This window comes from Flavobacterium sp. ARAG 55.4 (genome assembly GCF_051846875.1).
In the GTDB taxonomy this organism is placed as follows: domain Bacteria; phylum Bacteroidota; class Bacteroidia; order Flavobacteriales; family Flavobacteriaceae; genus Flavobacterium; species Flavobacterium plantiphilum.
Genome location: NZ_JBPYCT010000011.1, coordinates 140,406 through 155,564, shown reverse-complemented (window position 1 = coordinate 155,564; position 15,159 = coordinate 140,406). Strand labels below are relative to the sequence as shown.

14 protein-coding genes are annotated in these 15,159 nt (G+C 34.7%); 8 read left to right on the top strand and 6 right to left on the bottom strand.

All coding sequences use genetic code 11. The features are described 5' to 3' along the window. The first annotated feature begins 127 nt into the window (after window positions 1-127). Window positions 128-940: a hypothetical protein gene (locus tag ACSV4D_RS13295; protein ID WP_439228639.1), complete on the top strand. Its 813-nt coding sequence runs from the start codon at window positions 128-130 to the stop codon at window positions 938-940. A gap of 126 nt (window positions 941-1,066) precedes the next feature. After that, entirely contained in the window at window positions 1,067-2,179 is a 1,113-nt protein-coding gene (locus tag ACSV4D_RS13290) for an ATP-binding protein (protein WP_439228638.1), read from the top strand. 54 nt (window positions 2,180-2,233) lie between these two features. Here ACSV4D_RS13290 and ACSV4D_RS13285 read toward each other — a convergent pair whose 3' ends face one another. From ACSV4D_RS13285 to ACSV4D_RS13265, 5 genes are all read right to left on the bottom strand, one after another. After that, complete coding sequence (locus tag ACSV4D_RS13285; protein WP_439228660.1) at window positions 2,234-4,261, bottom strand: M3 family metallopeptidase; 2,028 nt, start codon at window positions 4,259-4,261, stop codon at window positions 2,234-2,236. A 110-nt stretch (window positions 4,262-4,371) separates the two neighbouring features. Next, window positions 4,372-4,854, bottom strand: coding sequence for a 5-(carboxyamino)imidazole ribonucleotide mutase (purE, locus tag ACSV4D_RS13280; RefSeq protein WP_439228637.1), 483 nt, complete (start codon window positions 4,852-4,854; stop codon window positions 4,372-4,374). A gap of 87 nt (window positions 4,855-4,941) precedes the next feature. Then, window positions 4,942-6,096, bottom strand: coding sequence for a 5-(carboxyamino)imidazole ribonucleotide synthase (locus tag ACSV4D_RS13275; RefSeq protein ID WP_439228636.1), 1,155 nt, complete (start codon window positions 6,094-6,096; stop codon window positions 4,942-4,944). 55 nt (window positions 6,097-6,151) lie between these two features. After that, window positions 6,152-6,703 carry a hypothetical protein gene (locus ACSV4D_RS13270; RefSeq protein ID WP_439228635.1) on the bottom strand — a complete coding sequence of 184 codons (552 nt, stop codon included), beginning with the start codon at window positions 6,701-6,703 and terminating at the stop codon, window positions 6,152-6,154. A 35-nt stretch (window positions 6,704-6,738) separates the two neighbouring features. Beyond that, complete coding sequence (locus ACSV4D_RS13265) at window positions 6,739-8,013, bottom strand: PQQ-dependent sugar dehydrogenase (RefSeq protein ID WP_439228634.1); 1,275 nt, start codon at window positions 8,011-8,013, stop codon at window positions 6,739-6,741. Window positions 8,014-8,193: 180 nt separating this feature from the next. On the opposite strand from ACSV4D_RS13265, the gene hpt reads away from it, so the two are divergent. The 4 genes from hpt (at window position 8,194) to obgE (ending at window position 11,850) form a co-directional block, all read left to right on the top strand. After that, window positions 8,194-8,724, top strand: coding sequence for a hypoxanthine phosphoribosyltransferase (hpt, locus tag ACSV4D_RS13260; RefSeq protein ID WP_439228633.1), 531 nt, complete (start codon window positions 8,194-8,196; stop codon window positions 8,722-8,724). A 108-nt stretch (window positions 8,725-8,832) separates the two neighbouring features. Beyond that, the gene (locus ACSV4D_RS13255) at window positions 8,833-9,405 is read left to right on the top strand and encodes an adenylate kinase (protein WP_439228632.1); all 573 of its coding nucleotides are present in this window, start codon (window positions 8,833-8,835) and stop codon (window positions 9,403-9,405) included. 88 nt (window positions 9,406-9,493) lie between these two features. Next, complete coding sequence (locus ACSV4D_RS13250) at window positions 9,494-10,765, top strand: hemolysin family protein (protein ID WP_408082335.1); 1,272 nt, start codon at window positions 9,494-9,496, stop codon at window positions 10,763-10,765. 83 nt (window positions 10,766-10,848) lie between these two features. Continuing rightward, complete coding sequence (gene obgE, locus ACSV4D_RS13245; protein WP_439228631.1) at window positions 10,849-11,850, top strand: GTPase ObgE; 1,002 nt, start codon at window positions 10,849-10,851, stop codon at window positions 11,848-11,850. A gap of 82 nt (window positions 11,851-11,932) precedes the next feature. On the opposite strand, the gene ACSV4D_RS13240 is transcribed toward obgE, so the two are convergent. Next, window positions 11,933-12,922, bottom strand: a complete 990-nt coding sequence (locus ACSV4D_RS13240) for a glycosyltransferase family protein (protein WP_439228630.1) — start codon at window positions 12,920-12,922, stop codon at window positions 11,933-11,935. A 164-nt stretch (window positions 12,923-13,086) separates the two neighbouring features. On the opposite strand from ACSV4D_RS13240, the gene ACSV4D_RS13235 reads away from it, so the two are divergent. Together ACSV4D_RS13235 and ACSV4D_RS13230 are read left to right on the top strand one after the other, a co-directional pair. After that, window positions 13,087-13,800 carry a tetratricopeptide repeat protein gene (locus ACSV4D_RS13235; RefSeq protein ID WP_439228629.1) on the top strand — a complete coding sequence of 238 codons (714 nt, stop codon included), beginning with the start codon at window positions 13,087-13,089 and terminating at the stop codon, window positions 13,798-13,800. Further along, window positions 13,797-15,152, top strand: coding sequence for a UDP-N-acetylmuramate--L-alanine ligase (locus tag ACSV4D_RS13230; protein ID WP_439228628.1), 1,356 nt, complete (start codon window positions 13,797-13,799; stop codon window positions 15,150-15,152). Before ACSV4D_RS13235 ends, ACSV4D_RS13230 begins: the two co-directional genes overlap by 4 nt. The last annotated feature ends 7 nt before the right edge of the window (window positions 15,153-15,159 follow it).

Here is a 15,159-nt window from a genome sequence, read left to right as displayed (position 1 = left end):
AAAAAGTTTGTTTTTTCGTGGCGCAAAAATAAACATAATTCCGTTTTAAATCATTGTTTTTTAGGATTCATTTTATTTGAATAAAAGGATTTTGTAAATATTCTGACTAAATGTTTATTTTTGTTAGATGATTCGTATTCAGGCCCTTTTTGATTTTTACCTCAAATCCAGTATTCATGTGGCTTTGTCGGTTTATGCTTTGGTACGAATGACCCAATTTATGTTTGCTATTCCGTATGATGAACCCATAGCTTTATTTGCTTTTTTTGGAACTATTGTGGGGTATAACTTCGTGAAATACGATGCTTTGGCCAGAGCCAAAAAAAGAATGATGCGCAATGAGTTGAAACTAATTGCCGGTTTGAGCTTTTTTTCGTTTTTGGCGGTTGGCTTTTATTTCTTCCAATTGCAGTTGGTGACTCAAGCTGTTGCTGTAGGTGTTTTGATTATGACTCTTTTGTACACGCTGCCTTTTTTTCCTAATCGAAAAAATGCCCGTAACTGGGCTGGTGTAAAAATTTATATTGTTTCGCTGTGCTGGGTAGGAGTCACTTTGATGTTGCCATTGGTCAATGCACATCAGAATTTAGGTTTGGATTTCTTCATCAAATGCATCCAGCGTTTTATATTGGTTTTTGATTTGATATTAGTTTTCGAAATCATTGATTTGGCCAATGACGATCCGCATCTTAAAACCGTTCCGCAGCAAATAGGAGTAAAGCGAACTAAATTGTTAGGTTTGTTGTTACTGATTCCTTTTTATTTTTTAGAGCTTTTTAAAAATAATTTTATCGAAAAACAACTGTGGGTGAACTTGGCTTTAGTAGTGATATTGTCGTTGTTTTTAGTTTTTTCCAATGAAAAACGATCTAAGTATTATTCTTCTTTTTGGGTTGAAAGTGTGCCGATTTTGTGGTGGTTGATGGTGGTTTTGTTTTAAAAATGCTAATATTGGTGATTATAATCACCAAAAACAACATTAAATTGGTGAATATGTTCACTGAAAAACACTTTAAATTGGTGAATATAGTGTTTTTTATGTATCTTTGTTGAAAATTATACGGAGATGATAAATCGATTTCTACTATCAAACATAACCGAAAGACTCAATAAAGGAAAGGTAATTGTGCTTGTTGGTCCACGTCAGGTGGGGAAAACAACTCTCGTTAAAAATTTGTTGAAGGGGATTCCTTTTTTGTTTCTTGATGGAGATGACTCTGTTGTGGTTGAAACCTTATCGAATGCTAATACTGAAACGCTTAAGAATATTATTGGTGATAATAAATATGTTTTTATAGATGAAGTACAGCGCATTCCTAATATTGGTTTGAAATTAAAAATCATCGTAGATCAAATTAAAGATGTTCAGGTTATCGTGAGTGGTTCTTCGGCTTTTGATATTAATCATGTTACTCAGGAACCACTTACAGGTCGAAAATTTGAATATCATTTGTATCCAATTTCCTGGAACGAATTCGAGAAAAATATGGGTTACATGAAAGCCCAACAGCAATTGGAATTACGCTTGTTATACGGAATGTATCCTGATGTGATTAATAATTTAGGGAACGAATATGAAATTCTGAAAAATCTCGTATCGAGTTATTTGTATAAAGATATTTTGAGTTTAGCCGGGATTCGAAAATCAGAAGTTTTAGAGAAAATTTTGCAGGCTTTGGCTTTTCAAATTGGAAGTGAGGTGAGTTATAATGAAATTGCCCAACTGGTAGGTGTAGATAAAAATACGGTCAGTAATTATATTGATTTGCTTGAAAAAAGTTTTGTGATTTTTAGATTAAACAGCTTTAGTCGCAATCATCGAAATGAAATTAAAGCCAATAAAAAAATCTATTTTTATGACAATGGTGTTCGAAATATGTTGATTGGGAATTTTAATTTTTTAGAATTCCGTCAGGACAAAGGAGCACTTTGGGAAAATTTTTTAATTTCCGAAAGAATGAAATTGTTGAGTTATGAAAACAGAAATGCCAAACCGTATTTTTGGCGAACCACCCAACAGCAAGAAGTAGATTATATAGAAGTTGTTGCTGACGAAGTAAATGCTTTTGAAATTAAATGGAAAGTAAAAAAAGCCAAACTACCCAAACCTTTTTCAGATAATTATAAAGGTAGTTTTACTATCGTGACTGCCGATAATTTCAGGGAGTTTTTGAAATAAAAAAAACCGAAGCATCACTACTTCGGTTTGTATTTGAAATCTTATATCTGAAATCTAAATCAATCCTGCTCTTTTTAACAAAGCATCTGGTTTTGGTTCCTGACCTCTAAAACGTTTGTACAAAGTCATTGGATGTTCAGTGCCACCTTTAGACAATACATTGTCTTTGAATTTGGTAGCGACCTCTTTGTTGAAAATGCCATTTTCTTTGAAATATTCAAAAGCATCAGCATCTAAAACTTCGGCCCATTTGTAACTGTAATATCCGGAAGAATAGCCACCCTGGAATATATGAGAGAACGCTGTACTCATAGCATTTTCAACAACGTCAGGATACAATTGGGTATTTTTAAATTGCTCGGTTTCAAAATCTTTTAAATTAGTAATATTTGTTGGATCCTGTCCGTGCCAAGCCATATCTAACAAACCAAAACTCAATTGGCGTAAAGTTGCCATCCCTTCTTGAAAACTAGCACTTTCTTTGATTTTTTCTACATATTCCTGCGGAATTACTTCTCCGGTTTGGTAATGTGTTGCGAATAAAGCCAGAGCTTCCGGTTCGTAGCACCAGTTTTCCATTACTTGAGATGGTAATTCTACAAAGTCCCAGAAGACCGAAGTTCCGGATAAACTTGGGTAAATCGTGTTAGCTAACATACCGTGTAATCCGTGACCAAATTCATGAAACAAAGTCGTTACTTCGTTAAAAGTTAATAAAGATGGTTTGGTTTCGGTAGGTTTTGTAAAGTTGCAAACGTTCGAAATATGTGGTCTTTCATTAACGCCGTCTTTTACATATTGCGATTTAAAAGAAGTCATCCAGGCACCATTGCGTTTTCCTTTTCTTGGGAAGAAATCGGCGTAGAAGATGGAAATTAAGTTGTTGTTTTCGTCTGTAACTTCATAAGTCATTACTTCTTCGTGGTATTTGTCAATATCAAATACTTCGGTAAAAGTCAATCCGTATAATTTTCCAGCAATGGTAAACGCTCCGTTTAAAACCTTTTCTAATTGGAAATATGGTTTTAGTTTTTCGTCGTCTAAATTAAATAATTGCTGTTTTAATTTTTCTGAATAATAAGCACCATCCCATTTTTCAAGTTGCTCAATGCCGTCTAATTCTTTTGCGAAAGCAGTTAATTGTTCGAATTCTTTTAGTGCTGCTGGTTTGGCTTTTGCCAATAAATCATTTTCAAAAGCCATTACTTTTTCAGGACTTTCGGCCATACGTTCTTCCAAAACAAAATTAGCGTGCGTTGCATAACCTAATAAATTAGCTCTTTGCTGACGCAGTTTTACAATCTTCAAAACAATTTCTTCATTGTTGAATTCATTGTCTTGAAAACTTCTGGCACCAAAAGCAATTGCCATTTTTTTACGCAATTCTCTGTTGTCAGCATAAGTCATAAACGGAAGATAACTTGGATGGTCTAAGGTGAAAATCCAACCTTCTTTTTCCTGGGCTTTCGCCAATGAGCGAGCGGCTTCAATAGTTCCTTCTGGTAATCCCGCCAAATCATTTTCATCCGTTAAATGCAATTCGAAAGCATTGGTTTCAGCCAAAACATTTTCGCCAAATTGCAAACTCAACTTCGATAATTGTTTGTCAATTTCTCGTAATTGGTCTTTTTTATCTTCAGGAAGATTGGCTCCGTTGCGGGAAAAACTTTTATATTTTTTATCTAAAAGTGTTGCTTGTTCAGTGCTTAAGTTCAGTGTGTCTTTTTGCTCGTAAACGGCTTTTACACGTGCAAACAAATCAGCGTTTAAGGTAATGTCATTTCCGAATTCAGATAACATAGGCGAAACTTCCTGTGCGATTTTTTGCATTTCGTCATTGGTTTCAGCCGAATTCAGATTAAAAAAGATACTGGACAGCCGATCCAGAATAGCACCTGAATAGTCCATAGCTTCAATGGTGTTTTCAAAAGTTGGTGCTTCCGGATTTTTTACAATGGTATCAATTTCGGCCTTTGCCAAAGCAATGGCTTCCTGAAAAGCAGGGAAATAATCTTCGATATTGATTTGCGAAAAAGGAGCGGTGTTGTGTTTGGTGTCGAAATGTTGGGTAAGGACACTCATTATTTTGTTATTCATAATTATTGAAAATATTATATTGTATTAATAAAGAAAACCATTAAGAGTTAAATGTATTAAGTCTTAATGGTTTTAAAAATTATTTTGGCAAAAAATTATTTTAAACTTTCCGAAGCTTTAATAACGGCTTCTTTCAAACCTAATTTGTAAGCAACAATTTTGTCTAATACGTCAGTATTCGAACTTCCGATGATTTGTGCGGCAAGAATTCCAGCATTTTTAGCTCCGTTTAAAGCAACTGTAGCTACAGGAACTCCGCCCGGCATTTGCAAAATTGATAAAACAGAATCCCAGCCGTCAATAGAATTACTTGATTTTACAGGAACACCAATTACAGGAAGTGGCGACATAGAAGCAACCATTCCTGGTAAATGTGCAGCGCCACCGGCACCTGCAATAATCACCGAAATGCCACGTGTATGTGCATTATTGCTGAAATCGAATAATTTTTCCGGAGTTCTGTGAGCTGAAACAATATCAACTTCTGTTTCGATTCCAAATTCTTTTAATATGTTAATCGCATCCTGCATGACTGGCATGTCAGAGATACTTCCCATGATTACGGCTACTTTGCTCATTATATTTTATTTAAAGATTAAATGATTGAAAGATTTAAAAATTATTATATCACAATCTTTAAATTTTTCAATCTTTAAATTTTTTAATTATTTTGAAATTACTCTAATGGTATTCTTTACATCCTCGGCAATTTTTCTTGCTTCAGCCATGTTTTCATTTACAATAGTTACGTGTCCCATTTTTCTAAACGGGCGTGTTTCTTTTTTACCGTAAATGTGTGGTGTTACGCCATTCCATCCTAATATTTTTTCGATATTCTGATAAACAACATTTCCGGAGAAACCTTCTTCGCCTACTAAATTTACCATAATTCCGGCCACTTTACTGTCCGTTTTTCCTAAAGGTAAATCTAAAATAGCACGTAAATGGTTTTCAAACTGCGAAGTATAACTGGCTTCAATAGAATAGTGACCTGAATTGTGAGGACGCGGAGCCACTTCGTTTACAATAACTTCATCGTCCTGAGTCTGAAACATTTCTACAGCTAACAGTCCCACATGGTTGAAATTTTTAGACACATTCAGGGCAATTGCTCTTGCTTTTTCGGCGACTTTTTCGTCTATTCGGGCTGGACAAATAACATATTCTACCTGATTGGCTTCGGGATGAAATTCCATTTCGACCACTGGGTAGGTTTTGATTTCGCCCGAAGGATTGCGACAAACAATGACTGCCAATTCGTTCTTGAACGGAATCATTTCTTCGGCAATACATTCTACAGTGGCAAGATTATCCAGATCCGCCATTTCACGAATGATTTTTACGCCATTTCCGTCGTATCCAAATTCAGTGCATTTCCAGACAAAAGGCATTTTTACTTTAGCATCTAAAAGTGCTACCACCAGACTTTTTAAATCAGGAAAACGCTTGTAAGGTGCAGTAGGAATATTGTTTTGAGTATAAAAATCTTTTTGTGTTCCTTTATTTTGAATTTTTCTTAATGTTTTAGGAGAAGGATAGACTTTTAGACCTTCGCTTTCCAGTTTTTCTAAGGCTTCAAGATTGACCAATTCAATTTCGAAAGTAAGTACATCAACCTTTTTTCCAAAATTATAAACCGTTTCAAAATCCATTAAATCTCCTTTAAAAAACTGATTGCACGCCATACGGGAAGGTGCTTCGTCACTTGGATCTAAAACGTAAGTTTGTATGTCAAATTTTCTGGTGTCGAATAACAGCATTTTTCCTAATTGTCCGCCTCCCAGAATTCCTAATTTAAAATCAGAAGAAAAATAATTCATTGTGTTGAAAGTTTATTGGCGCAAAGATACTTTTAAATGATTGAATTGGAAAATGCTATTTTATTTTCTTCAAAACTTCCCGTGCCACTGCTTTGTAAGCAGCAGAATGGTTTGCATAATCTTTGCTCAGGATGATCTGAAGTTCGGGATGAATCCAGTCATACTGATTTCCCAAAACATATAAAGTTCTTATTGAATAAGCTTTCGTGGCCACTTTTGTGTCATTTATAAGCCAGTCAAAAGAAGTCTCAATAATATCCTGCAGGTTTTCTTCGGAAAGAAAAATGTTGTTTTTTGTTTTTTTGAAATGGGAAAATACTAATAGCTGAATAATTTTAGCAATGGGTCTCATTGCGCTTTCATCTGTTAAATCTTTAAGATTTTTGCATAAAAAATCAAGATAAGGTTGAAGCCAGTTTAACTTTTTATAGGAAACAAATTCTAAAACCCAGCAGGCTTTATGATTGTTTTTATCTTCAGTAGAAAGGCAAATCGAAATTAATTCATCCAAATCATTTTTGTTTTCTAAAATGTATTCAGCTATTAGAAGCCGGTCTTTAAGGTACGCTTTTAGGTGTTCCAGCTTGGACTGAAGTTCAGTAATCATTTTTAAGTCAAAATAAATCGTTATACCTCATACTGCTATTTATCAGCAGTAACTTTCCAAACCGTATTTCCGCTGTCATCATTTACTAAAAGGGATCCGTCATTCATAACGGTTACAGCAACAGGGCGCCCATAGACTTTTGCTTTCTCTTTATCATCAATAAATCCGGTCAGGAAATCTTCGGGTTTTCCGGAAGGTTTTCCGTCTTTAAAAGGAACAAAAACTACTTTATAACCACTTATTTTAGCACGGTTCCAGGAGCCATGTTGTCCTACAAAAGCACCGTTTTTGTATTTCGCAGGAAATTTATCTTTATCATAAAATGCCAGTCCTAAAGAAGCGGTGTGAGAACCGACAGGAATATCAGGGACAATTGCCTTTGCGGCCAAATCTTTATGAGCACCTTCCAGTCTCGGGTCCAAATTGTTTCCGTAATAAGAATAAGGCCATCCGTAAAAGCCCTCTTTTTTGACACTGGTAATGTAATCCGGAACCAAATCGTCACCCAGTTCATCACGCTCATTAACAGCTGTCCAAAGTTCATTGTTTGCAGGATTCCAGTCCATTCCTACAGGATTTCTAAGTCCCGAAGCATAAGTTATTTCTCCCGTTCCGTCAGGATTTATTTCTAAAATATTAGCACGTCGGATTTCTTTCTCCATTCCGTGCTCTCCTATATTACTTGCTGAACCCACGGATATATAGATTTTAGTTCCATCAGTATTTGCTAGTAAATTTCTGGTCCAGTGATTGTTATATCCGCCGGCAGGGAGTTCCAGAATTTTTTCGCCTTTTGTTTCCAGTTTTAAAGGGTTATTTTTATAAGGATAGCGATATAATCCGTCTGTGTTAGCAATGTAGAAAAAGTTGTTTAAGACAAGCATTCCAAAAGGTTTGTTAAGACCGGAAATAAAAACATTGCGGGTTTCAAATGTGCCATCTTTATTGCCGTCACGAAAAACAGTTATTTGATTTTTACTTGCTTTTGTGCCGCTTTCAACAACAAAAATGTCATTGTTTGGTGCGATATAAGTCCAACGTGGATTTTCTAAATTATCAGCAAATTTTGTTACTGTAAAACCTTCGGGAGCTATTGGAGTTTTTCCTTCCGGCCATCCCACAACATTACTGTTTTTGGTAACTGATTCTGTGGCATAAGGTGGAGGAAGTGTCAAATCGCCTATTGCGGTTTTGACCACAACTGATGGTTTTTCTGCTAATTTTTCTTTTGTTTCTTCTTTTACCTTACCGTTGCAGGCGGTTAAAAGTAGTATTGAAACTGTTGAGAGTATCTGGATTATTGTTTTCATTTTATTCTGTATTAAAATTTAGGTAGCTACAATTTACTTAAATTTAATTTTTTGAAAAAAATATATGTCGAAAAATAAGTCTTATTTAACATTTTTTATGAAAATTACACTGCGTTTATTTTGATACTCAGGTTTAGTTGGAATTCTGTATCTTTGCGCATTATTTTAAAATAAAAAATAATGATTCAACTTCACGATAAACAATTTGTTCCGTTTATTTCTGCCGAAGAAATTGATTTTTCCCTACGGCAAATGGTGAATCAGATAGAAGCTGATTTTGCTGATGAAATTCCGGTTTTTGTAGGGGTATTGAATGGATCTTTTATGGTGGTTTCTGATTTTGTAAAAAAATATAAAAAACCATGTGAAGTGAGTTTTGTGAAAATGGCTTCTTATGAAGGGATGAATTCTACTAATGAAGTTAAGGAATTAATAGGACTGAATCAGGATTTAACAGGACGAACTGTAATTGTAATTGAAGATATTATTGATACAGGCAATACCATAGTAGAACTGAAAGCGTTATTTAAGAAACAAAATCCAAAACATTTTAAGATAGCGACTCTTTTTTTAAAACCCGAAGCGTATAAGAAAGAGGTCAAAATTGATTATATCGGAATTCAGATTCCAAATAAATTTATAGTAGGTTTTGGTTTAGACTATGACGGTTTAGGACGAAATTTACCGGAAGTATATCAATTGAAAGATTGAAAGATTCAAGAATTAAAAGATTAAAAAAAGGAATACATATGAAAGTTTAAGGAGAAAGATTAGAAGTTTCTTAAACCCTTAAATTTTTAAATTTTTAAATTAAATTTTATGACTAACATTGTTTTATTTGGCAAGCCAGGAGCTGGAAAAGGAACTCAGGCAGAGTTTTTAAAAGGGAAATACAATCTGACACATCTTTCAACAGGAGATATTTTTAGATTTAATATCAAAAACGAAACAGCATTAGGCAAACTGGCACAAACTTATATCAACAATGGCGAATTGGTTCCGGATGAAGTTACCATTAAAATGCTGCAAAGTGAGGTAGAAAACAATCCGCAATCTGCAGGATTTTTATTTGATGGTTTTCCAAGAACAATTGCACAGGCAGATGCTTTAGATGCTTTTTTAGCAACAAAAAATGAAAAAATTACCGCTACTATTGCATTGGAAGCAGATGATGAAATTCTTGTAGCAAGATTGTTAGAAAGAGGAAAAACTTCCGGAAGAGCTGATGATCAGGATGAAGAAAAAATTAGAAACAGATACCAGGAATACAATGAAAAAACAGCGCCTTTAATTGGTTTTTATAAAGAGCAGGGAAAATTTCATGCCGTAAATGGTATCGGTTCTATTGCAGAAATTACGGAGCGTTTGAGTAATGTAATTGACAATTTATAATTAAAATTGTTTGTTTTTTAAAGTTTAAAGTTACTAAAGGTTTTTTTAGCAGCTTTAAACTTTAAATTTTTAAAACGAAAACAAAATAATGGAACTATTAATCATTCTTTTTTTAATCTTATTGAACGGGCTTTTTTCAATGTCTGAAATTGCATTGATTTCAGCAAGAAAATCAAGACTTGAAAATTCGGCTAAAAAAGGAAATTCAAGGGCTCAGGCTGCATTAGATTTAGCTAATTCACCTAATAAGTTTCTGTCAACTGTTCAAATCGGGATTACATTAATCGGGATTCTTACCGGTATTTTTAGTGGCGATAAAATTACAACAGATGTTGAAATTTTTGTGTCAGGTTTTGATTTTTTGAAATCTCAGGCACATTCTGTAGCTGTGGGGATTGTAGTGGTAATTTTGACTTTCTTTTCTTTAGTTTTAGGAGAATTATTGCCTAAAAGAATTGGGCTGAATTATCCGGAAACCATTGCTAAGTCGGTGGCTATGCCTATGAAAATAGTTTCTATTGTTACAGCACCGTTTATCTGGCTGTTAACACATTCGACAGAATTTTTATTAAAAGTGCTTCAAATTAAACCTTCTGCTGATGGAAAAGTAACTGAAGAAGAAATTAAAGCCATTATTAAAGAAGGAACCGAAGTAGGCGAAGTTCAGGAAATAGAACAGGATATTGTGGAGCGGGTTTTTCATATTGGAGACCGTAAAATAAATTCGCTGATGACGCACAGAAAATCGGTAGTGATGTTGCCTTTACTGGCAAATAAAGATCAGGTAAAGGAATTTATGCTTCAGGAGCTGCATTCTTTTTATCCTGTGTATAAGGACGATTTTGATAATATCGTAGGGGTGGTAAGTCTTAAAAATATATTTGCTACTATTGAGAAAGAAAATTTCAATTTAGAAGCAATTATAACTGAAGCACCTTATTTAATGGAACATACTACGGCTTATAATGCATTGGAAGGCTTTAAGAAAACGGGGGTGCATTATGCTATTGTAGCCGATGAATACGGGGTTTTTCAGGGAATGATTACGTTAAATGATATCCTGGAAGCATTAGTAGGAAACGCTTCTGATTTTTATAAAGAAGATTTTCAGTTGATAGAAAGAGAAGACGGAACATGGTTAGTTGACGGTCATTATTCGCTACATGATTTTCTCACTTATTTTGAATTAGATGAATTGCTGAGCGACTATGATGTCACTACTGTGAGCGGACTTATGATGACTGAACTTTCACATATTCCGAAACAGGGGGAAAAATTACATTGGCATAAATTTGAATTGGAAGTAATTGATATGGATGGTGTGAAGATTGATAAAGTAATGGTGAAAGCCTTAAAATAATAGTATTCAGGTTTCAGATTTCGTATTCGGTAAAAAGACTGATTGTGAAAAACTGATAATTGATTGCTGAAATATTAAAAAAAATGACAGAGGGAAATTTTGTAGACTACGTAAAAATATTTGTTTCTTCCGGAAAAGGAGGGAAAGGTTCTACGCATTTACATAGAGAAAAATTTATTGAAAAAGGCGGTCCTGATGGTGGAGATGGTGGTCGCGGCGGACATGTTTATTTAGTGGGTAACAAGGGACTTTGGACTTTGTTTCATTTAAAATTTGCCCGTCATATTAAAGCAGGTCACGGTGGAGACGGTGGTGGAGACAGAAGCACAGGAGCTGACGGTGAAGATAAATATATCGAAGTGCCTCTGGGAACTGTTGTGAGAGATAAGGAAACTCAGGAAGTTCTCTTTGAAATTACTGAACATGGAGAGAAAAAAATACTTTGTCAGGGTGGAAAAGGAGGTTTAGGAAACTGGCATTTCAGAAGTTCTACCAATCAAACGCCTCGTTATGCGCAACCAGGATTGCTAGGAGTAGAAATGGATGTGATTTTAGAATTAAAAGTCTTGGCAGATGTAGGTTTAGTTGGTTTTCCAAATGCAGGAAAATCTACTTTGTTGTCTGTGTTGACTTCGGCTAAACCAAAAATAGCAGATTATCCGTTTACCACTTTAAAACCAAATCTGGGAATTGTTGCTTACAGAGATTTTCAATCTTTTGTAATTGCAGATATTCCCGGAATTATTGAAGGTGCAGCCGAGGGAAAAGGCTTAGGTCATTATTTCTTGCGTCATATTGAGCGAAATTCAACTTTGTTGTTTATGGTACCCGTAGATACGCCAGACATCAAAGCGGAATATGATATTCTGGTGAATGAATTGACCAAATACAATCCTGAGATGCTAGATAAAGAACGTCTTTTGATTATTACAAAATGTGATATGCTGGATGACGAATTGAAAGCGGAACTCAAAGTAGAACTCGACGAAGCTTTTAAAGATGTTCCTTATATGTTTATCTCTTCTGTTGCACAGCAGGGATTAACAGAATTGAAAGACAAACTTTGGAAAATGTTGAACGACTAAGAAACATTTTTGAAATATAAAAACCACTAAGAGATTGAATTTCTTAGTGGTTTTTTTGTTTTAAGAAATTCTCATTATATTTTCATTCTTTATACGTATCAAACAAGTATTGTAATGTCTCCGGAATGTTATTGGCTTTCATTTTTGGATAAATGAGGTCTTGATTGAGCCAGTTTTCGATAATTTGTTCGAAATTTTTGCCGACTTCATAAACTACAGGGACGCCCATTTTTTTGAGTGCAGCAGCATTACATTCCTGTTCATAATGATTCATGATAGGTATAGAAAGAACCTTTTTACCCAGATGCAAGGCTTCGGCCGGAGTTTCAAAACCACCTCCTGTGATGATTCCTTCGCAGGAAATTAAGCTGTCATTAAATTTTTGCTGATTTACAGGGAAATACGTAATATTTCCAATGGTGTGTTTGAATTCAACTCCCTGTAGAAACCAGTGAAAATGAATGTCACTTACTTTATTAAAGGCTTTCTCAAGACAATCTTTATCAAAAGAAGGGAGGTAAACCGTTATATGTTTCAGGTTTGTTGGTTCGGCCTGGACAATTTCGTCTTTGATGATGGGTGGAAGAATAAAAGAATCGTATTTTTCAAAATGTAATCCTATGTTTTTAGGAGATGGCGCATAGTGTTTGAGAATCATTTCGCCCATAATACTTTTTCTCTCAGGTCGTGGAGTATTGGCAGAAATAAAACTGGCCTGATGCCCTAATTGCACCGAATGTACTTTTTGCATTTTACAGGCTAGCGCAGTAATAGAATCAAAATCATTGATGATAACATCATAATTTTTTAACGGCAATGCATCGGCATCTTTGTAAATTTGTCTGGGTCTGATGTTTTTTGCAATTTCCCAGTAGTTCAATCCGCCGCATTTGCTGTAATGCAAACTACAACCGTTACTCTTGTATTTTACAGGTAATTGAATGTCTAAAGTGGCATTGCATCCGCTTAAAAGGAAATCGACTTCACCAAATTTTTGCAGGTAAGGATACAATTGCGTGGCTCTGCTGATGTGTCCGTTTCCTGTTGCCTGAATGGCATAGAATATTTTCATATTTACGACTTAAAATGTAATAATTAACATTTTTTTTTCTTTTACGAAAGTATTCTCCGGATGTTATTATAAGGTTGTTTTAAGATTGCTATTCTGTTATTATTTATGTTTTTTATATGAGATAAAGTTTTTATAATCCTTTTTAATTTCCTTATTTTTGAAAAATGAAACAGCTTTTAATTGTCTTTTTATTTCTGCCTTTATTGGTTTTTTCTCAATCAGATTTTGAGAAAGCGCAACAGTTTTTTCAGGCAGGGAAGTGGCAGGAATCTCAGGAAATTTTTGAAAAAATAGTAAAAACAGAACCTTCTAATATAAATGTTTTAGAAAAACTGGGCGATATCGCAGGACATCTTAAAAACTGGGATGCAGCATTAATGTATTATGGAAAATTAAAAAAAATTAAACCTTCAGAAGCTGATTTTTATTTTAAATACGGAGGGGTTTTAGGAATGAAAGCATTAGAAGTAAATAAATTTAGAGCTTTTGGGATGATTGATGAGATTAAAAGCTCTTTTGAAAAAGCAATTCAACTCGATCCAAAACATATAGAAGCAAGGTGGGCCTTAATTGAGTTGTATCTCAAGCTTCCTGGTATTGCCGGTGGTAGCGAAAGTAAAGCACTGAAGTACTCTAATGAATTAATGCAGCTTTCTCCGGTAGATGGTTATTTATCCAGAGGACATATTGAGGAATATTTTAACCGGTATAAAAATGCCGAACAACAATATAAAAAAGCGATTAATGTTGGGAATTCTAAAAAGGCTTATTTAAAACTGGCTAATTTATACAAGAATAAGATGAATCAACAGGAAAAAGCTTCAGCAATTTTAGAAACTTTAAAAAACAGCAATTCAATTCCCAAAAAAAATATATGAAAACTCATTTTATAGCTATTGGCGGAAGTGCTATGCACAATCTGGCTTTAGCACTACACAACAAAGGATATCAGGTCACAGGAAGTGATGATGCTATCTTTGAACCGTCAAAATCCCGTTTAGAGAAAAAAGGAATACTGCCAGCTGAATTAGGCTGGTTTCCCGAAAAAATAACTGGAGATATTGAGGCAGTGATTCTAGGAATGCATGCTAAAGCAGATAATCCAGAATTACTGAAAGCACAGGAATTAGGATTGAAAATTTATTCTTATCCGGAGTTTTTATACGAGCAGTCTAAAAATAAAACCCGTGTTGTTATTGGAGGTTCTCATGGGAAAACCACTATTACTTCTATGATTTTACATGTTATGCATTATCATAATATTGAAGTAGATTACATGGTTGGTGCCCAATTGGAAGGTTTTGACACTATGGTGCATCTTACTGAAGAAAATGATTTCATGGTTCTGGAAGGAGATGAATATTTATCTTCACCGATTGACCGACGACCAAAATTTCATTTGTATCAGCCCAATATTGCTCTGATTTCAGGTATAGCCTGGGATCATATCAATGTGTTTCCAACCTATGAAAATTATGTGCAGCAATTTGAAATTTTTATTGAAAAAATTACCAATGGTGGAATTCTGGTGTACAATGAAAATGATGCTGAAGTATGCCGCGTAGCAGAAGCAGCAACCAATCCTATTAGAAAATTACCGTATTCTACACCAAATTATAAAGTAGAAGACGGAACAACTTTGCTGGAAACTCCAGAAGGCGATATGCCCATCGAGGTTTTTGGAGCGCACAATTTGAATAATCTGGCTGGAGCCAAATGGATTTGTCAAAATATGGGTGTAGATGAAGCCGATTTCTATGAAGCTATCGCCAGTTTTAAAGGAGCCTCTAAGCGTTTAGAAAAAATAGCAGAAAGTAAAGCTAAAGTAGCTTATAAAGATTTTGCACATTCTCCAAGTAAAGTGGCAGCAACGACTAAAGCCGTTAAAGAACAATATCCAGACAGAAAAGTGATAGCGTGTTTAGAATTGCATACTTACAGTAGTTTGAATGCCGAATTTTTAAAAGAATATGAAGGAGCATTGGATCATGCAGATGTTGCCGTAGTTTTCTATTCTCCGGATGCTGTAAAAATCAAACAATTGGAAGAAGTAAGCTATGAGCAGATTGCTCATGCCTTTAATCGCAAAGATTTGATTATTTATACCAATCCAAAAGAATTTAAAGAATATCTTTTTAATTTAAATCTCGATAATACAGCCTTGTTGTTAATGAGTTCAGGTAATTATGGCGGATTGAATTTTGATGAGGTGAAAGGGTTGATAGCGTAGTTTTTAT